Origin of the sequence: Streptomyces sp. 3214.6 (assembly GCF_900129855.1) — a bacterium.
Lineage (GTDB): Bacteria > Actinomycetota > Actinomycetes > Streptomycetales > Streptomycetaceae > Streptomyces > Streptomyces soliscabiei.
On sequence record NZ_LT670819.1, the window covers coordinates 8,067,806 to 8,086,371 of the forward strand.

17 protein-coding genes and 1 pseudogene are annotated in these 18,566 nt (G+C 70.8%); 15 read left to right on the forward strand and 3 right to left on the reverse strand.

Annotation, left to right across the window (positions count from 1 at the left end):
• Positions 1–75: 75 nt before the first annotated feature.
• Positions 76–744, reverse strand: a complete 669-nt coding sequence (locus B5557_RS36475; protein ID WP_079663486.1) for a potassium channel family protein — start codon at positions 742–744, stop codon at positions 76–78.
• Positions 745–811: 67 nt separating this feature from the next.
• Here B5557_RS36475 and B5557_RS36480 point away from each other — a divergent pair, with 67 nt between their 5' ends.
• The gene (locus tag B5557_RS36480; protein ID WP_079663487.1) at positions 812–1,375 is read left to right on the forward strand and encodes an HIT family protein; all 564 of its coding nucleotides are present in this window, start codon (positions 812–814) and stop codon (positions 1,373–1,375) included.
• 152 nt (positions 1,376–1,527) lie between these two features.
• On the opposite strand, the gene B5557_RS36485 is transcribed toward B5557_RS36480, so the two are convergent.
• Both B5557_RS36485 and B5557_RS36490 read right to left on the reverse strand, forming a co-directional pair.
• Positions 1,528–3,180, reverse strand: coding sequence for a hypothetical protein (locus B5557_RS36485; RefSeq protein WP_079663488.1), 1,653 nt, complete (start codon positions 3,178–3,180; stop codon positions 1,528–1,530).
• A gap of 186 nt (positions 3,181–3,366) precedes the next feature.
• On the reverse strand, positions 3,367–5,562 hold the full coding sequence (locus B5557_RS36490; RefSeq protein ID WP_079663489.1) for an elongation factor G-like protein EF-G2: 2,196 nt from the start codon (positions 5,560–5,562) through the stop codon (positions 3,367–3,369).
• A gap of 232 nt (positions 5,563–5,794) precedes the next feature.
• Between B5557_RS36490 and pgsA the strand changes: the two are divergent.
• The 14 genes and pseudogenes from pgsA to B5557_RS36560 all read left to right on the forward strand — a co-directional run bounded on the left by pgsA (position 5,795) and on the right by B5557_RS36560 (position 18,377).
• Positions 5,795–6,554: pseudogene (gene pgsA, locus B5557_RS36495) on the forward strand (phosphatidylinositol phosphate synthase).
• Complete coding sequence (locus B5557_RS36500; protein WP_079663491.1) at positions 6,551–7,468, forward strand: phosphatidylinositol mannoside acyltransferase; 918 nt, start codon at positions 6,551–6,553, stop codon at positions 7,466–7,468. Before pgsA ends, B5557_RS36500 begins: the two are co-directional and overlap by 4 nt.
• Positions 7,465–8,643, forward strand: a complete 1,179-nt coding sequence (locus B5557_RS36505) for a glycosyltransferase family 4 protein (protein ID WP_079663492.1) — start codon at positions 7,465–7,467, stop codon at positions 8,641–8,643. The genes B5557_RS36500 and B5557_RS36505 overlap by 4 nt, the downstream gene beginning before the upstream one ends.
• A gap of 44 nt (positions 8,644–8,687) precedes the next feature.
• Positions 8,688–9,230: a hypothetical protein gene (locus tag B5557_RS36510; protein ID WP_079663493.1), complete on the forward strand. Its 543-nt coding sequence runs from the start codon at positions 8,688–8,690 to the stop codon at positions 9,228–9,230.
• A gap of 161 nt (positions 9,231–9,391) precedes the next feature.
• Positions 9,392–10,303, forward strand: coding sequence for a pyridoxal 5'-phosphate synthase lyase subunit PdxS (gene pdxS, locus B5557_RS36515; RefSeq protein WP_079663494.1), 912 nt, complete (start codon positions 9,392–9,394; stop codon positions 10,301–10,303).
• An 8-nt stretch (positions 10,304–10,311) separates the two neighbouring features.
• Entirely contained in the window at positions 10,312–10,923 is a 612-nt protein-coding gene (gene pdxT, locus B5557_RS36520; RefSeq protein ID WP_079663495.1) for a pyridoxal 5'-phosphate synthase glutaminase subunit PdxT, read from the forward strand.
• 48 nt (positions 10,924–10,971) lie between these two features.
• Positions 10,972–11,724 (forward strand): YebC/PmpR family DNA-binding transcriptional regulator, encoded by a 753-nt coding sequence (locus tag B5557_RS36525; protein ID WP_079663496.1) that lies wholly within the window; start codon positions 10,972–10,974, stop codon positions 11,722–11,724.
• Between the two features lie 126 nt (positions 11,725–11,850).
• Complete coding sequence (gene ruvC / locus B5557_RS36530) at positions 11,851–12,399, forward strand: crossover junction endodeoxyribonuclease RuvC (RefSeq protein WP_079663497.1); 549 nt, start codon at positions 11,851–11,853, stop codon at positions 12,397–12,399.
• Positions 12,396–13,001 carry a Holliday junction branch migration protein RuvA gene (gene ruvA / locus B5557_RS36535; RefSeq protein ID WP_079663498.1) on the forward strand — a complete coding sequence of 202 codons (606 nt, stop codon included), beginning with the start codon at positions 12,396–12,398 and terminating at the stop codon, positions 12,999–13,001. Before ruvC ends, ruvA begins: the two co-directional genes overlap by 4 nt.
• Positions 13,002–13,011: 10 nt before the next feature.
• The gene (gene ruvB / locus B5557_RS36540; RefSeq protein WP_079663499.1) at positions 13,012–14,106 is read left to right on the forward strand and encodes a Holliday junction branch migration DNA helicase RuvB; all 1,095 of its coding nucleotides are present in this window, start codon (positions 13,012–13,014) and stop codon (positions 14,104–14,106) included.
• Positions 14,107–14,283: 177 nt separating this feature from the next.
• A complete protein-coding gene (gene yajC, locus B5557_RS36545; protein ID WP_079663500.1) occupies positions 14,284–14,778 on the forward strand; it encodes a preprotein translocase subunit YajC in 495 nt (164 codons plus the stop codon).
• Positions 14,779–14,914: 136 nt separating this feature from the next.
• A complete protein-coding gene (gene secD, locus B5557_RS36550) occupies positions 14,915–16,717 on the forward strand; it encodes a protein translocase subunit SecD (protein ID WP_173877777.1) in 1,803 nt (600 codons plus the stop codon).
• A 2-nt stretch (positions 16,718–16,719) separates the two neighbouring features.
• Positions 16,720–17,832 carry a protein translocase subunit SecF gene (gene secF / locus B5557_RS36555; protein ID WP_079663501.1) on the forward strand — a complete coding sequence of 371 codons (1,113 nt, stop codon included), beginning with the start codon at positions 16,720–16,722 and terminating at the stop codon, positions 17,830–17,832.
• Complete coding sequence (locus B5557_RS36560; RefSeq protein ID WP_079663502.1) at positions 17,829–18,377, forward strand: adenine phosphoribosyltransferase; 549 nt, start codon at positions 17,829–17,831, stop codon at positions 18,375–18,377. The genes secF and B5557_RS36560 overlap by 4 nt, the downstream gene beginning before the upstream one ends.
• Positions 18,378–18,566 lie beyond the last annotated feature (189 nt).

Consider the following 18,566-nt stretch of genomic DNA (forward strand, 5'->3'; position numbering starts at 1 on the left):
TCCCTGCTGATCCGGTGCGATCCGGTTCGGTGCGATCCGGTGCGGTCCGGCCGTGCGAAGGGCCTCCGGGGAGATTCAGCTCCTCGGAGGCCCTTCGCCGTTGCGGCGTTCGCCCTCCAGCGAGAACACCTGCACCAGCCACGACGAGAACGAGCCCGTCACCGCGCCCAGCAGCGCCAGCCCGCACGCCATCAGGCCCACCGCGATCACCCGGCCCACGGACGTGACCGGGACGACATCGCCGTAGCCGACCGTGGTCAGCGTCGAGCACGCCCACCACAGGGCGTCCCCGAAGGTGTGCATGTGGGTGCCCGGCACCCCCCGCTCCTGGTCGTAGACGGCGAGTGAGCACGCGAAGCCGAGCAGGACCGTCGTCACCCCGGCATAGGTGATCACGCGCGCGTACAGCGACAGCCGGGGTTCACCGCGCCGGCGCTGGACGGCCTCGTACAGCCTGACCACCCGCAGCGGGCGCAGCAGCGGCAGGACGACGACCACGGTGTCCAGCTTGTGCGCGGGGACGAAGTGCAGTCCCTGTCCGCTGATCCGCCAGCGCACCGCGTAGTCGACCACGAACATCGACCAGGCGAGGCACATCACCGCCGTGCACAGGTCCCGCCACGCTTCCGGCAGGCCCTGGGCGAGGACCAGGACCGCGTACATGGCGAGGAACACCAGTGAGGCGAAGGCGAGCGGGATCTCGATGCGCTGCGCCCAGCGGGTCTGACGGCTGTCTTCGTCCATCGGCCCAGCTTGGCCCGCGTGGCTTTTCGCGGAACCCCGGCGACACGCCGCGAACGGGCGAAGCCATATGCTGCCTTGCATGACGAGTGAGCCGGAGCAGCAGATCGGAGTGGGGACGCAGGACGCGTTCCAGCGCCTGTGGACGCCCCACCGGATGGCGTACATCCAGGGCGAGAACAAGCCGACCGGCCCGGGGGCCGAGGACGGCTGCCCGTTCTGCTCGATCCCGGCGAAGTCCGACGAGGACGGGCTGATCGTCCGGCGCGGTGAGCATGTGTACGCGGTGCTGAACCTCTACCCGTACAACGGCGGCCACCTGATGACCGTCCCCTACCGGCACGTGGCCGACTACACCGATCTGACGGTGCCCGAGACCGCGGAGCTCGCCGAGCTGACCAAGCAGGCGATGACGGCCCTGCGCACCGCGTCCGGCGCGCAAGGTTTCAACATCGGCATGAACCAGGGGACCGTCGCGGGCGCCGGCATCGCCGCTCACCTCCACCAGCACATCGTGCCCCGCTGGGGCGGCGACACGAACTTCATGCCGGTGGTCGGCCACACCCGCGTACTGCCACAACTCCTCGCGGACACGAGGAAGATGCTGGCAGAGGCCTGGCCGACGGCTTCCTGACGGCGGTGCCTTTGCGGCCGAGGCCAACATCAGCAGCCCGTCCGGCGCTTGAGGACGAGGCCGCTTAAGGGCCGTAGGCGGGTCTGGGGCCACAGCCTCCAGGGCTGGTCACCCATCCCACCTGCACAAAAAGCGGCCCAACCGCCGGAGGCCTACGCGTCGTAGGTGTCCGCCTTCTTCGGAGACACATCCTGGACCGCCCCGCTCAGGGCCGCCGCCCGCGAGCTGAACTTGTCCACGTCGACGTCATGCTCGCGGAGCACCCTCAGCGTCGCCCTGTGCACCGCGCGCAGCACCGGCGTGGCCGCGCGCAGCGCGTCGTCGGCCATGAAGCGGTGCCTCCAGGGCTGGTCCGCCCAGGCGTGCCGCAGACCGAAGGGCTCGGGCAGGCCTATGGAGCCGCCGAGCCACTTCAGCACGGGCGGATACCAGCTGATCGTGGCGCGCGCGGCGAGCCGGACGACCTCGTCGGTGGTGACCAGCGGCAGCTTGACCTTCCGGGTCTCCCAGAAGCGGACGGTCTTGGCGACCTCCTTGGTGGGTGCCGTCGGCTTGGCGCTGAACAGTCCGTTGACCGGCCCCAGGGCATGCCCGGTGACCTCGATGCGCAGGGTCTCCTTGAGCACCGTCACGGTGATCATCAGGGTCAGGATCAGATTGCCGTTCCACAGGTGCGGCCACTGCACGCCCAGATAGTGGCGGTCACCGCTGTCGAACTGCTGGTTGTTGCAGATGTCCTCCACGGCCCTGGGCTTGACCTGGTAGGCCTCGACATCGGTCCCCTCGGGCCTGGACACCTCCTTGGCGCCCTCGCCCACATGCGTGACGATCCAGTGCCGTACCTGAGGCTCCGGGAAGCCGCCGGTCTTCAGACTCTGCCGGTGCAGCACACTCAGCTCGTCGTGGATCGCCCGGACCACGGTCCAGCTGCGGAACTCGTGGATGCCCTTGACGGGGTCGAGCGGCGCCAACTCCTCCGCGAGGTGCCAGGAGCCCCAGCGGGTGCCCATGCCGAGGATGCCCTTGGGACCGGCGTAGAAGACCGAGTTGGACTGCTGCTCGGCGCTGAGCCTGGCCAGGGACTGCCGCAGCTGCTCGGCCGCGGCCTGGTCGGGACTGGTCGGCACCGCCTCGGGCACCTTCGCCCCGACGGTGCCGCCGGAGAGCAGGCCGTCCCAGGCGTCGCGCAGGTCCTTCGCGGTGCTCTCGCAGACCCGCTTGGCCAGGAACCAGCCGGCCACGGGGGCCACGATGCACCCGCGCGCGTACCACCCGGCCAAGCCGCTGAACGGCATCCGGACCAGGAAGATCACGGCTAGGGCGCCGACGGCGACCAGCAGGCCGGTGCCGAGCCCGGATATCCGCTTGTTGTCCGTCCTGCCCATGGTGGCGCGGAGCTGGAAGACGAGCAGCCAGACCAGCAGGCCAGGCAGGAAGAGCACGCCGCACAGCAGCATCAGGCCGGTCAGCTTGGTGTCCCGCTCCCGGCGGATGCGGTTGGCCGCGAGGCAGTGCTCGACGACGACCTGGGGTTCGCTGCCGAAGGACTGGATGAGCGGCGCGCGGCCGACGCCCAGCATGCGGTCGATGACCGCCTGCGAGTACGCCTCACCGAAGTTGGGGCGGAAGATCTTCGCCCAATTCCGGCCGTCCTTGACCGTCGACTGGTGCCACTCGTTGTCGGCCTTCTTGATCTCCTCCATCGGGGTGTCCCGGTAGGCCGCCGAAGCCAGTGCGAACGTCGGGGCACCGCCCGCGCCGCCCGCCCGGGGCACCTGTGGCCCGAAGAAGTCCTCCACGGTCATTCCCGCCCCCACTCGCCGCCGTCCCGCTCCTGCGGCTTTCCCGACTTCCGTACTCCGCACACCTGTTGATCAGGTCATCAGGGTAGCCCCAGCCACTGACATGCGTCGGCGGACGACCGAAGCCGCCCGCCGATGCGGAGGATCATCTTCCACACGCGTCACTTGAGTGGGGACCAGCCCCAACCGTCAGCTGTCCTGCGCCTGTTGGCGGAGCTTCTCGGCCACCTGCGGCGGCATCGGCTCGTGCCGGGCGTAGGCGCGGTGGAAGCGGGCCGTGCCGTGCGAGAGGGAACGCAGATCGACGGCGTACCGGCCGATCTCGATCTCGGGGACCTCGGCCCGTACGAGCGTGCGCCCGCCGCTGGTCTGTTCCGTGCCCAGCACCCGGCCGCGCCGCCCCGACAGGTCGCTCATCACGGCGCCCACATAGGCGTCGCCGACCAGGACGGTCACCTCGGCCACCGGCTCGAGGAGATGGATCCGGGCGTCGGCGGCCGCTTCCCGCAGGGCGAGCGCGCCGGCCGTCTGGAACGCGGCGTCGGAGGAGTCCACCGAGTGCGCCTTGCCGTCGACCAGCGTGACCCGGACGTCGACCAGCGGATGCCCGGCCGCCAGCCCCTTCGCCGCCTGGGCCCGTACGCCCTTCTCGACGGACGGGATGAACTGGCGCGGCACCGCGCCGCCGACGACCTTGTCCACGAACTCGATGCCCGAGCCGCCCGGCAGCGGTTCCACCTCGATCTCGCAGATCGCGTACTGGCCGTGCCCGCCGGACTGCTTCACATGCCGTCCGCGCCCGGCGGACTTCGCCGCGAACGTCTCCCGCAGGGAGACCTTGTGCGGGACGACGTCGACCTGGACGCCGTAGCGGGAGCGCAGTCGCTCCAGGGCGACGTCCGAGTGGGCCTCGCCGAGGCACCACAGGACCACCTGGTGGGTGTGCTGGTTCTGCTCCAGGCGCATCGTCGGGTCCTCCGCGACCAGCCGGCCCAGACCCTGGGAGAGCTTGTCCTCGTCGGCCTTGCTGTGCGCCTGGATGGCGAGCGGAAGCAGCGGGTCGGGCATCTGCCAGGGCTCCATGAGGAGCGGGTCGTCCTTGGCGGAGAGCGTGTCGCCGGTCTCCGCGCGGCTGAGTTTCGCCACGCACGCGAGGTCGCCCGCGATGGCGTGTGTCAGGACCCGCTGCTGCTTTCCGAACGGCGCGGACAGCGCGCCGATGCGTTCGTCCACGTCGTGGTCCTCGTGTCCGCGGTCGGCCAGGCCGTGCCCGGAGACGTGGACGGTCTCGTCGGGGTGCAGGGTGCCGGAGAAGACACGCACGAGGGAGACGCGGCCGACGTAGGGGTCGGAGGAGGTCTTCACCACCTCCGCGACGAGCGGCCCGTCCGGATCGCAGCGCTTCAGCTCGCGCGGGGCGCCGTCGACGGTCGTCACGCGCGGCGCCTCGCGCTCCAGGGGCGTCGGGAAGCCCCTGGTGACCAGCTCCAGCAGCTCGACCGTGCCGAGTCCCTGGCGGGCGCCGTCGGTGGCGGGAGCGGCCGCCAGGACGGGGAAGAACGTGCCGCGCGCGACGGCCCGCTCCAGGTCCTCGATGAGCGTCTTGACGTCGATCTGCTCGCCGCCGAGGTAGCGGTCCATGAGGGTCTCGTCCTCGCTCTCGGCGATGATCCCCTCGATCAGCCGGTTGCGGGCCTCCTCGAGGTCCGGCAGCTGGTCCTCGCCCGGCTCGGCCTCCTCGCGTTCGCCGGAGGAGTAGTCGAACAGTTGCTGGGACAGCAGCCCGGTCAGCCCGGTAACGGACGCGTGCCCGTCCGGGCCCTCGGGTCCGCGCAGCGGCAGATACAGCGGCAGGACCGCGTCCGGATCGTCGCCGCCGAAGGCCTCCGCGCAGGTGCGGGTCATCTCCTCGAAGTCCGCGCGGGCGGCCTCCAGGTGCGTGACCACGATCGCGCGGGGCATGCCGACGGCCGCGCACTCGTCCCACACCATGCGGGTCGAGCCGTCCACGCCGTCCGACGCCGAGACGACGAAGAGGGCCGCGTCCGCCGCGCGCAGACCGGCCCTGAGTTCCCCGACGAAGTCGGCGTATCCGGGGGTGTCGAGAAGGTTGATCTTGACGCCGTCCCATTCGACGGGCACCAGGGAGAGCTGCACCGAGCGCTGCTGCCGGTGCTCGATCTCGTCGTAGTCGGAGACGGCGGTGCCGTCCTCCACGCGGCCCGCGCGGTTGACCGCTCCCGCCGTGAGCGCGAGAGCCTCCACCAAGGTCGTCTTGCCGGATCCGGAGTGGCCGACCAGCACCACATTCCGTACGGACGCGGGGTGGTCGGCCGCTGTAGCCCTGCCGGCGGCTCCGGGGTGTGTGTTCGCCTTGTCGCCCATTTCCTTGCCTCCCGTGCACGGTGAGGTCACTGGGGCGCGGGCACCACGGCCCCGCGTGCGATGGCGGCTCCGGCGACGCCCGCGGTCCTTCGAGCTTTCCACTCCCGTCACCCCGCGTCCATACGGCGGACGCGACCCGGCCGTGACCCGGATGCCGTCGGCCCGTGCCGCGGCAGTCCGTGACACGGGGGTCCGGGTGCCCGACCGTCGCACACACGCGCGCGTGGCTACGATGGGCCAGCCGGTGGCCAGCAGGGGCCGCGCGGCCACACCGAACCCTCGGGAAGGCCATGCTGAACAAGTACGCGCGTGCATTCTTCACGCGTGTCCTCACACCGTTCGCCGCGTTTCTCATCCGCCGGGGCGTGAGCCCGGACACGGTCACGCTCCTCGGTACCGCCGGAGTGATGGCGGGCGCGCTGGTCTTCTTCCCGCGGGGGGAGTTCTTCTGGGGCACGATCGTCATCACGCTCTTCGTGTTCTCCGACCTCGTCGACGGCAACATGGCCCGCCAGCTGGGCCGCACCAGCCGCTGGGGGGCCTTCCTGGACTCCACGCTGGACCGGGTCGCCGACGGCGCGATCTTCGGCGGCTTCGCGCTCTGGTATGCGGGCAACGGCGACGACAACGTCCTGTGTGCGGTGTCGATCTTCTGTCTGACCAGCGGCCAGGTGGTGTCGTACACGAAGGCGCGCGGCGAGTCGATCGGGCTGCCGGTCGCCGTCAACGGGCTCGTGGAGCGCGCGGAGCGTCTCGTGATCTCCCTGGTCGCGGCCGGTCTGGCGGGGCTGCACACGTTCGGCGTGCCCGGCATCCAGGTGCTGCTGCCGATCGCGCTGTGGATCGTCGCCGTCGGCAGCCTGGTCACGCTGATCCAGCGGGTGGTCACGGTGCGGCGGGAGTCGGCCGAGGCGGAGGCCGCCGCGGCGCAGGAGACCCAGGGACACGAGGCCCAGGGACACGAGGCCCAGGGGAGCGAGGCCGCGAAGTGAGCGCCCAGGAGCGCCTGACCGACGCGCTGTACGGCCTCGGCTGGAGCACCGTCAAGAAGCTCCCCGAGCCCGTCGCCGTACGTCTCGGACGCACCGTCGCCGACGCCGCGTGGAAGCGGCGCGGCAAGGGCGTGCGGCGGCTGGAGAGCAACTACGCGCGCGTGGTGCCGGACGCGAGCCCCGAGCGCCTCGCCGAGCTCTCGCGCGCGGGCATGCGCTCCTATCTGCGCTACTGGATGGAGTCCTTCCGGCTGCCGGCCTGGAGCGCGGAGCGCGTCCGCGGCGGCTTCGACCCCAAGGACGTGCACTACCTGACCGACGGCATCGCCTCCGACCGGGGCGTCGTCCTCGCGCTGCCGCACATGGGCAACTGGGACCTGGCCGGCGCCTGGGTCACCACCAAGTTGGAGACGCCGTTCACCACGGTCGCCGAACGCCTCAAGCCGGAGACGCTGTACGACCGGTTCGTCGCCTACCGGGAGGGCCTCGGCATGGAGGTGCTGCCGCACACCGGCGGCACCGCCTTCGGCATGCTGGCCCGGCGGCTGCGCGACGGCGGCCTGGTCTGTCTGGTCGCCGAGCGCGACCTGTCCGCCTCCGGCGTCGAGGTGGACTTCTTCGGGGACCGGACCCGGATGCCCGCCGGACCGGCCCTGCTCGCCCAGCAGACCGGCGCGCTGCTGCTGCCCGTCACCCTGTGGTACGACGACTCGCCCGTCATGCAGGGGCGCGTGCATCCCCCGATCGAGGTACCCGAGACAGGTACGCGGGCCGAGAAGACGTCTGTCATGACACAGGCGCTGGCAGACGCCTTCGCCACCGGCATCGCCGACCACCCGGAGGACTGGCACATGCTCCAGCGTTTGTGGCTCGCGGACCTGGAACCCCGCCCGTCGGACGGGGACCTCCGTTGAGAATCGGCATCGTCTGCCCGTACTCCTGGGACGTCCCGGGCGGCGTCCAGTTCCACATCCGCGACCTCGCCGAGTACTTCATCCGGCTCGGTCACGAGGTGTCCGTCCTGGCCCCCGCCGACGACGACACTCCGCTGCCGCCGTACGTCGTCTCGGCCGGCCGCGCGGTCCCGGTGCCGTACAACGGCTCGGTGGCCCGGCTCAACTTCGGCTTCCTGTCCGCCGCGCGCGTGCGGCGCTGGCTGCACGACGGCGGGTTCGACGTCGTGCACATCCATGAGCCGACCTCGCCGTCGCTCGGCCTGCTGACCTGCTGGGCGGCGTCGGGGCCGATCGTGGCCACCTTCCACACGTCCAACCCGCGCTCGCGCGCCATGATCGCCGCGTACTCGATCCTCCAGGCCGCCCTGGAGAAGATCAGCGCGCGGATCGCGGTCAGCGAGTACGCCCGGCGCACGCTGGTGGAGCACCTCGGCGGGGACGCCGTGGTCATCCCCAACGGCGTCGACGTCGACTTCTTCGCCCGGGCCGAGCCCAACCCCGCCTGGCAGGGCGACACGATCGGCTTCGTGGGGCGCATCGACGAGCCCCGCAAGGGCCTGCCGGTGCTGATGAAGGCCCTGCCGAGGATCTTCGCCGAGCGGCCGGCCGCCCGCCTGCTGGTCGCGGGCCGCGGCGACGAGGAGGAGGCGGTGGCCGACCTCCCCGAGGAGCTGCACGCGCGCGTGGAGTTCCTCGGCATGGTCAGCGACGAGGACAAGGCACGGTTCCTGCGCAGCGTCGATCTGTACGTGGCGCCCAACACCGGCGGCGAGAGCTTCGGCATCATCCTCGTCGAGGCCATGTCGGCGGGCGCTCCCGTGCTCGCCTCCGACCTCGACGCCTTCGCCCAGGTCCTCGACCAGGGGGCGGCGGGCGAGCTGTTCCCCAACGAGGACGCGGACGCGCTGGCCGAGGCGGCGGTACGGCTGCTGGGCGACCCCGCCCGGCGGGCCGAACTGCGGGAACGGGGCAGTGCCCATGTCCGGCGCTTCGACTGGTCGACCGTCGGTGCGGACATCCTGTCCGTGTACGAGACGGTGACGGCCGGCGCGGCGGCGGTGGCGGCCGACGACGACCGGGGAGCGGCGGGAACAGCCGGCCTGCGGGCCCGGCTCGGGCTGGCGCGGGACTGACCGCTGCCCCGGCGCCGTAGGGCGCCCCGGTAGCCTTGCCGCCCGTGACCGCAACCCTGATCTGGACCCTGGTCGTCCTCGTCGCCGTCGGCCTCTACCTGAGCTGGACGGCGGGGCGGCTGGACCGGCTGCACGCCCGTATCGACGCAGCCCGCGCCGCGCTGGACGCGCAACTGCTGCGCCGGGCGTCCGTGGCCCAGGAACTGGCCACCTCCAAGGTCCTGGACCCGGCCGCCTCGATCGTCCTGTACGAGGCCGCGCACGCCGCCCGGCAGGCCGAGGAGGAGCAGCGGGAGGTCGCCGAGAGCGAGCTCAGCCAGGCCCTGCGGGCCGTCTTCGCGGACGCGCGGCAACTGGACGTCGTACGCGAGGCGCCCGGGGGAGACGCGGCGGCCCGCGAGCTCGCGGAGGCCGTCCGCCGGGTCCCCATGGCCCGCCGCTTCCACAACGACGCGGTGGGCGCGGCCCGCCGCCTGCGCGAACACCGCAAGGTCCGCTGGTTCCGCCTGGCCGGCCACGCCCCGTTCCCGATGGCCTTCGAAATGGACGACGAACCCCCGCCGGCCCTGTCCGACCGCGCGAGCTGACCCGGACCGGGACCGGGAGAACACCGGCCGGGTGAGCGCCGGGTTCGGCGGGAGTCAGCGAAAAGGATCCACCGGGTGTTCATTGGCCCTTGCTGTGGACTGGTCCATTCGCGTTTCCTCGGTGGTGCAGAAATCCTCTTTTCAACGAGTGAGGTCACCCCGTGTCCAGCACGATCTCCGAAAACCAGACCCCCGAGACCGGCACCGCGCGCGTGAAGCGCGGGATGGCCGAGCAGCTCAAGGGCGGCGTGATCATGGACGTCGTCACGCCGGAGCAGGCGAAGATCGCCGAGGACGCGGGCGCCGTCGCCGTCATGGCGCTGGAGCGGGTCCCGGCCGACATCCGCAAGGACGGCGGCGTGGCCCGGATGTCCGACCCGGACATGATCGAGGGCATCATCGAGGCCGTGTCCATCCCGGTGATGGCCAAGTCCCGCATCGGTCACTTCGTCGAGGCGCAGGTGCTGCAGTCCCTCGGCGTCGACTACATCGACGAGTCCGAGGTCCTCACCCCGGCCGACGAGGTCAACCACTCCGACAAGTGGGCCTTCACGACCCCCTTCGTCTGTGGCGCCACCAACCTGGGCGAGGCCCTGCGCCGCATCGCCGAGGGCGCCGCGATGATCCGCTCCAAGGGCGAGGCCGGCACCGGCAACGTCGTCGAGGCCGTCCGTCACCTGCGCCAGATCAAGAACGAGATCGCCCGCCTGCGCGGCTACGACAACAACGAGCTGTACGCCGCCGCCAAGGACCTGCGCGCCCCCTACGAGCTGGTCAAGGAGGTCGCCGAGCTCGGCAAGCTCCCGGTGGTGCTGTTCTCCGCCGGTGGCGTCGCCACCCCGGCAGACGCCGCGCTGATGCGCCAGCTCGGCGCCGAGGGCGTCTTCGTCGGCTCCGGCATCTTCAAGTCCGGCGACCCGGCCAAGCGCGCCGCCGCCATCGTGAAGGCCACCACCTTCTACGACGACCCGAAGATCATCGCGGACGCCTCCCGCAACCTGGGCGAGGCCATGGTCGGCATCAACTGCGACACCCTGCCCGAGGCCGAGCGCTACGCCAACCGCGGCTGGTAATCGCCCCCATGAGCAACGAAGCCCCTGTCATAGGCGTCCTGGCCCTCCAGGGCGACGTACGGGAGCACCTCATCGCCCTGGCCGCGGCCGACGCCGTGGCCAGGCCGGTCAGGCGTCCCGAGGAACTCACCGAGGTCGACGGTCTCGTCATCCCCGGCGGGGAGTCCACCACCATCTCCAAGCTGGCCGTCCTCTTCGGCGTGATGGAGCCCCTACGCGCGCGCGTGCGCAGCGGCATGCCCGTCTACGGCACCTGCGCGGGCATGATCATGCTCGCCGACAAGATCCTCGACCCGCGCTCGGGCCAGGAGACCATCGGCGGCATCGACATGATCGTGCGGCGCAACGCCTTCGGCCGCCAGAACGAGTCCTTCGAGGCCGCACTCGACGTGCGCGGCATCACCGGCGATCCTGTGGAGGGCGTCTTCATCCGCGCCCCCTGGGTCGAGTCCGTGGGCGCCAGGACCGAGGTGCTCGCCGAGCACGACGGTCACATCGTCGCGGTGCGTCAGGGCAACGCGCTCGCCACGTCGTTCCACCCGGAGCTGACCGGCGACCACCGCGTGCACGCCCTGTTCGTCGACATGGTGCGCGCGAACCGGGCGGCGGAGTCCTTGTAGGATCTCTGGGGTTCGTTCATCGATGGGTTACGCGAAGGAGACAGGCAGATGTCCGGCCACTCTAAATGGGCTACGACGAAGCACAAGAAGGCCGTGATCGACGCCAAGCGCGGCAAGCTCTTCGCGAAGCTGATCAAGAACATCGAGGTCGCGGCCCGGATGGGCGGCGTCGACATCGAGGGCAACCCGACGCTCTACGACGCCATCCAGAAGGCGAAGAAGCAGTCGGTTCCGAACAAGAACATCGACTCCGCGGTCAAGCGCGGCGGCGGTCTCGAGGCCGGCGGCGCCGACTACGAGACGATCATGTACGAGGGCTACGGCCCCAACGGCGTCGCGGTGCTCATCGAGTGCCTCACCGACAACCGCAACCGCGCCGCCTCCGACGTCCGCGTGGCCATGACCCGCAACGGCGGCTCCATGGCCGACCCGGGCTCGGTGTCCTACCTCTTCAACCGCAAGGGCGTCGTCATCGTCCCCAAGGGCGAGCTGACCGAGGACGACGTGCTCGGCGCGGTCCTCGACGCGGGCGCCGAGGAGGTCAACGACCTCGGTGAGTCCTTCGAGGTCATCAGCGAGGCCACCGACATGGTCGCGGTCCGCACCGCCCTCCAGGAGGCAGGCGTCGACTACGACTCCGCCGAGGCCAACTTCGTCCCGACCATGCAGGTCGAGCTGGACGAGGAGGGCGCGAAGAAGATCTTCAAGCTGATCGACGCGCTCGAGGACAGCGACGACGTGCAGAACGTCTTCGCCAACTTCGACGTCAGCGACGAGGTCATGGAGAAGGTCGACGCGTAGCGCTGCCGCGAACTGAGCGGATCCGTCGGGCCGGTGGGGACACGTCCTACCGGCCCGACGTCGTTGTCAGTGCCGGCGGATAGCCTGGCGACCATCGGAGATCTTCAGCTGCGAAAGGGTGGGGGCGTGCGCGTACTCGGGGTGGACCCCGGACTGACGCGGTGCGGTGTCGGCGTCGTCGATGGGGTCGCGGGCCGACCGCTCACCATGCTCGGCGTCGGTGTCGTACGCACGCCCGCGGACGCCGAGTTGAGTCAGCGCCTGGTCGCCGTGGAGCAGGGCATCGAAAGCTGGCTGGACGAGTACCGGCCCGAATTCGTCGCCGTGGAGCGGGTGTTCAGCCAGCACAACGTGCGCACGGTCATGGGCACCGCCCAGGCCAGCGCCGTCGCCATGCTGTGCGCCGCCCGCCGAGGCATCCCCGTCGCCCTGCACACCCCCAGCGAGGTCAAGGCCGCCGTCACCGGTAGCGGGCGCGCGGACAAGGCGCAGGTCGGCGCCATGGTCACGCGTCTGCTCCGGCTCGACGCCCCGCCCAAGCCGGCCGACGCCGCCGACGCCCTGGCGCTCGCCATCTGCCACATCTGGCGCGCCCCCGCGCAGAACCGACTCCAGCAGGCCGTCGCCCTGCACGCAGCCAAAGCATCGACGACATCGAAAGGCCGTACGGCATGATCGCCTTCGTCAGCGGCACGGTCGCCGCACTCGCTCCCGACCTCGCGGTGGTCGAGGTGGGCGGTGTGGGCATGGCCGTCCAGTGCACCCCGAACACGCTGTCCACCCTCCGGCTCGGCCGGCCGGCCAAGCTCGCCACCTCCCTCGTCGTACGGGAGGACTCGCTGACCCTGTACGGCTTCGTGGACGACGACGAACGTCAGGTCTTCGAGCTGCTGCAGACCGCGAGCGGGGTCGGCCCCCGGCTGGCCCAGGCCATGCTGGCGGTGCACACCCCGGACGCCCTGCGCCGAGCGGTGGCCGCGGGGGACGAGAAGGCGCTCATGGCGGTCCCGGGCATCGGCAAGAAGGGCGCGCAGAAGCTGCTGCTGGAGTTCAAGGACCGGCTGGGCGCGCCGGTGGGTGCCCCCGCGGTCGGCGCCCCGGTCACCAGCGGCTGGCGCGACCAGTTGCACGCCGCCCTGATCGGCCTCGGGTACGCCACCCGCGAGGCCGACGAGGCGGTCGCCGCCGTGACCCCGCAGGCCGAGGCCGCCGAGGGCGCGCCGCAGGTGGGCCACCTGCTGAGGGCCGCCCTGCAGACCCTGAACCGCGCCCGCTAGGAGAACAGCAGTGAACTGGGACGACACGACCGACGAGAGTGCCCCCGAGCGGCTCGCCGGCCCCGCCGCGGACCGGCTGGTGGGCTCTGTCGCCGACGGTGAGGACCAGGCCGTCGAGGCCGCCCTGCGCCCCAAGGACCTGGGCGAGTTCATCGGCCAGGAGAAGGTCCGCGAACAGCTCGACCTGGTCCTGCGCGCCGCACGCGCGCGGGGTGCGACCGCCGACCACGTGCTGCTCTCCGGCGCCCCCGGCCTCGGCAAGACCACCCTCTCGATGATCATCGCCGCCGAGATGGGCGCCCCGATCCGCATCACCTCCGGTCCCGCCATCCAGCACGCCGGCGACCTCGCCGCGATCCTCTCCTCCCTCCAGGAGGGCGAGGTCCTCTTCCTCGACGAGATCCACCGCATGTCGCGGCCCGCCGAGGAGATGCTCTACATGGCGATGGAGGACTTCCGCGTCGACGTCATCGTCGGCAAGGGGCCCGGCGCCACCGCCATCCCCCTCGAACTGCCCCCCTTCACCCTGGTCGGCGCCACCACGCGCGCGGGCCTGCTGCCGCCCCCGCTGCGCGACCGCTTCGGCTTCACCGCGCACATGGAGTTCTACGAGCCGGCCGAACTGGAGCGCGTCATCCACCGCTCCGCGAACCTCCTCGACGTCGAGATCGACGCCGACGGCGCCGCCGAGATCGCCGGCCGCTCCCGCGGCACCCCCCGGATCGCCAACCGTCTGCTGCGCCGCGTCCGCGACTACGCGCAGGTCAAGGCCGACGGGATCATCACCCGCGAGATCGCGGAGGCCGCCCTGAAGGTCTACGAGGTGGACGGCCGCGGTCTGGACCGGCTGGACCGCGCGGTCCTCCAGGCCCTGCTCAAGCTGTTCGGCGGCGGCCCGGTCGGCCTGTCCACCCTCGCCGTCGCGGTGGGGGAGGAGCGCGAGACCGTGGAGGAGGTCGCCGAACCGTTCCTCGTGCGGGAGGGGCTACTGGCGCGTACGCCGCGCGGGCGGGTGGCGACCCCGGCCGCGTGGACGCACCTCGGCCTCACCCCGCCCCGCACCGCGGCCCAGGGAAGTGGACAACAGGACCTGTTCGGTCCGTGAGACGCAGGGCTACGGGCGGGGCATTGGCCGGGTCAGGAACCCAGGTGCGATGCTGAGCGTTGTTCCATGCACGCGGACTCGCTTAGACTCCGCCGATGCCGCCGTTGTCGGCAGCACACAACCCCCATCCATCAGGCCGCTCAAACCATCGCGGTCGTTTGAAGGAAGTTCCGTCCCGTGAGTCCTGTGACCCTCCTCCCGTTCATCGTGCTCATCGGGGCCATGTTCCTGATGACCCGGTCGGCCAAGAAGAAGCAGCAACAGGCCGCCAACATGCGTAACGAATTGCAGCCCGGCAGTGGTGTCCGCACCATCGGGGGCATGTACGCGACGGTCAAGGAGGTCAACGACGACACGATCCTCCTCGATGCGGGACCGGGCGTGGAACTGCTCTTCGCGAAGAACGCGATCGGCGCCGTCCTGACCGACGACGAGTACAACCGCATCGTCCACGGCGTCGAGCACGACCTGAAGTCCGACTCCGACATCGTCCCGGACGACGCCTCCTCCCTCACCGAGACCGACGAGTCCGCCGACGAAGCTGCCGCCGCCTCCGACGACAAGCCCGTCGACCTCGGTAAGAATGACGAGCCCGAAGAGGCCGAGGAGAAGGCCGCCAAGGCCGACGAAGAGCCGAAGAAGACCGACGGCGACTCCGACGCGAAGAAGTAGCCACGTCCCCGGCGCATACACGGGTCGCACCCGTCCGTGCCGGGGCGCGCGCATCTCGCCAGGGGATCCCGACACCATGTCATGGCCGCCGCCGCGCTGACCCGGCGCGAGGCGGCCCGAGAGGGAGTACGAGAAGGTGGCAGCACCTAAGAAGGGCCGGAGCGCGAGCGCCCAGAGCAAGCCAGGGCGCTCGCTGGCCCTGATCCTGATCGCCATCGTGGGGCTCACCGGAGGCATGTTCATCTCCGGTCACACCACTCCGCGTCTCGGCATCGACCTTGCCGGCGGTACCAGCATCACGCTGGAGGCGAAGCCCGAACCGGGATCCGCGATCAACAAGGCCAACATGAACACCGCGGTCGAGATCATGAACCGCCGTGTCAACGGGCTGGGCGTCTCCGAGGCGGAGGTGCAGACCCAGGGCGACCGCAACATCATCGTGAACATCCCCAAGGGCACCAACTCCGAGGAAGCCCGCCAGCAGGTCGGCACCACCGCCAAGCTGTACTTCCGTCCGGTCCTGGCCCAGGAGGCCACCGGCTCCGCCGCCACCCCCGCACCGAGCGCGTCCCCGAGCGCCTCCGCGAGCGGCGCGGCAGGCGCCTCGCCGAGCTCGTCGGCGAGCCCTTCGGCGACCGCCTCCGGCAGCGGTGAGAAGGCGACCTCCTCGACGTCCCCGTCGGCCACGGCCACCTCGCAGGGCCGCGCCGTCACCGACGCGCTGAAGGCGGACGCCACCCCGTCGGCCTCCGCCGGCACCAAGGCGAACGCCTCCCCCACCCCGTCGGCCCCCGCGAGCGGCGGCGCCACCACGCCCCAGGACGCCGCGCTCCAGGCCAAGTACGCGGCCCTGAACTGCTCCGACGAGGCGGTCCGCACCAAGACCGGCGAAGGCGTCAAGCCCGGCGAAGCGACCGTGGCCTGCGGTGAGATCGACAAGGTCTGGTACAAGTACCTCCTCGGCCCGGCCGCCGTCGACGGCACCGACGTCAAGAAGGCCCAGGCCGTCTTCGACACGCAGGGCGCCGCCGGCTGGCAGGTCACCATGGACTTCACGTCCAAGGGTTCCAAGAAGTTCGCCACCATCACGGGGCAGCTCGCACAGAACACCCAGCCGCAGAACGAGTTCGCCATCGTGCTCGACGGCAACGTCGTCTCCAGCCCGTTCGTGCAGAACGCGATCACCGGCGGTCAGGCCCAGATCTCCGGCAGCTTCCAGCAGGAGGAGGCCCAGGGCCTCGCCAACATGCTGTCCTACGGCGCGCTTCCGCTCTCCTTCAAGGAGCAGAGCGTGACCACGGTGACCGCTGCGCTCGGCGGTGACCAGCTGCACGCCGGTCTGCTCGCCGGTGCCATCGGCCTCGCCCTGGTCGTCATCTACCTGGTGGCGTACTACCGGGGTCTCGCGCTCGTCGCGCTCGCCTCGCTGCTGGTCTCCGCAGCTCTCACCTACGTCCTCATGGCCCTGCTCGGCCCGGCCATCGGCTTCGCGCTGAACCTCCCGGCCGTCTGTGGCGCCATCGTCGCCATCGGCATCACAGCGGACTCGTTCATCGTGTACTTCGAACGCGTCCGGGACGAGATCCGCGAGGGCCGCACCCTGCGTCCCGCCGTGGAGAGGGCCTGGCCGCGCGCCCGGCGCACCATCCTGGTCTCCGACTTCGTGTCGTTCCTCGCCGCCGCCGTGCTGTTCATCGTCACCGTCGGCAAGGTCCAGGGCTTCGCGTTCACGCTGGGTCTGACCACCGTGCTCGACGTGGTCGTGGTCTTCTTCTTCACCAAGCCGCTGATGACGCTCATCGCCCGCCGCAAGTTCTTCGCGAACGGCCACAAGTGGTCCGGGCTCGACCCGAAGAGCCTCGGCGCCCAGCCGCCGATTCGCCGCACCCGCCGTCCCGCCGGTCCTGCCGCCGGCCCCGTCGAGACGAAGGAGGCGTGAGCGTGTCGAAACTCGGCAACCTCGGCGCCCGACTGCACCGTGGCGAGGTCAGCTACGACTTCATCGGCCACCGCAAGCTCTGGTACGGCATCTCGATCCTGATCACCATCACGGCCATCCTCGGCCTGACGGTGCGCGGCCTGAACATGGGCATCGACTTCCAGGGCGGCGCCGTCTTCACCACCGAGAAGACCAGCGTCTCCGTCTCCCAGGCGGAGGACTACGCGAAGTCGGCGTCCGGCCATGACGCGGTCGTGCAGAAGCTCGGCAACGGCACGCTGCGCATCCAGATCGCCGGCATGGACATCAAGCAGTCCACCGCGATCAAGAACGACCTGGCCAAGGACTTCAAGGCCGACCCGGAGACGATCACCGCCGAGCTGGTCGGTCCCAGCTGGGGCGACCAGATCGCCAACAAGGCCTGGCAGGGCCTGGCGATCTTCATGGTCCTCGTCGTGATCTACCTGGCGATCGCCTTCGAGTGGCGCATGGCCATCGCGGCGCTCGTCGCCCTGATCCACGACATCACCATCACCGTCGGCATCTACGCCCTCGTCGGCTTCGAGGTCACGCCCGGCACGGTGATCGGTCTGCTGACGATCCTCGGCTACTCGCTGTACGACACGGTCGTCGTCTTCGACTCCCTCAAGGAACAGACGAAGGACCTCACCAAGCAGACCCGCTTCACCTACAGCGAGATCGCCAACCGCTCGATCAACGGCACCCTGGTCCGGTCCATCAACACCACCGTCGTGGCGCTGCTGCCGGTCGCGGGCCTGCTGTTCATCGGCGGCGGCTTCCTCGGCGCAGGCACACTCAACGACATCTCGCTGTCGCTGTTCGTCGGCCTCGCGGCCGGCGCCTACTCCTCGATCTTCATCGCCACGCCGCTCGTCGCCGACCTCAAGGAGCGCGAGCCGCAGGTCAAGGCGCTGAAGAAGCGGATCCTCGCCAAGCGCGCCCAGGCGACCGCGGAGGAGCAGCTCGCCGACGCCCGGGGCGACGACGCCTACGACGACGACCGGGAGGACGCCGCTCCCGCGGTCGTCGGCCCGCGCAGTCAGCCCGCGTCCCGTGGTCGGGGCCGTGGCCGTCCGTCGGGGAAGCGCCGATGACCGAGGTCACCGACATCACGACCCTGCTGCTCAGCCGCATCCGTGATGTGGCCGACCACCCGGAGCCGGGCGTGATGTTCAAGGACATCACCCCGCTCCTGGCGGACCCGGCTGCGTTCACCGCGCTCACCGACGCGTTCGCCGAGATCGCCGAGCGCACCGGCGCCACCAAGGTCGTCGGCCTGGAGGCCCGGGGCTTCATCCTGGGCGCCCCGGTCGCGGTCCGGGCCGGCATCGGCTTCATCCCCGTACGCAAGGCGGGCAAGCTCCCCGGAGCGACCCTCGCCCAGGCCTACGACCTGGAGTACGGCTCGGCCGAGATCGAGGTGCACGCCGAGGATCTGACGCCCGACGACCGGATCCTGATCATCGACGACGTGCTCGCCACCGGCGGCACCGCCGAGGCGTCGATCCAGCTCATCCATCGAGCGGGCGCCGAGGTCGCGGGCCTGGCGGTTCTGATGGAACTCAGCTTCCTGGGCGGCCGCACCCGCCTGGAACCGGCCCTGGCCGGAGCCCCGCTGGAGTCCCTCCTGGTGGTCTGAGCGCGATATGAAAACGGCCGTCCCAGTACAACTGGGGCGGCCGTCTCGCGCCCCATAGGGGCGCGGGGAACTGCGCGATCAGCCACCACGGCGCAGCAGTCAGCAACGGGCCTTGCCCCCCAGTACCGCCTCCGGAATGCCGGCGGCAGCCCCACGCGTTTCTCCGGTAGACGGCCCTCACATCGGCCT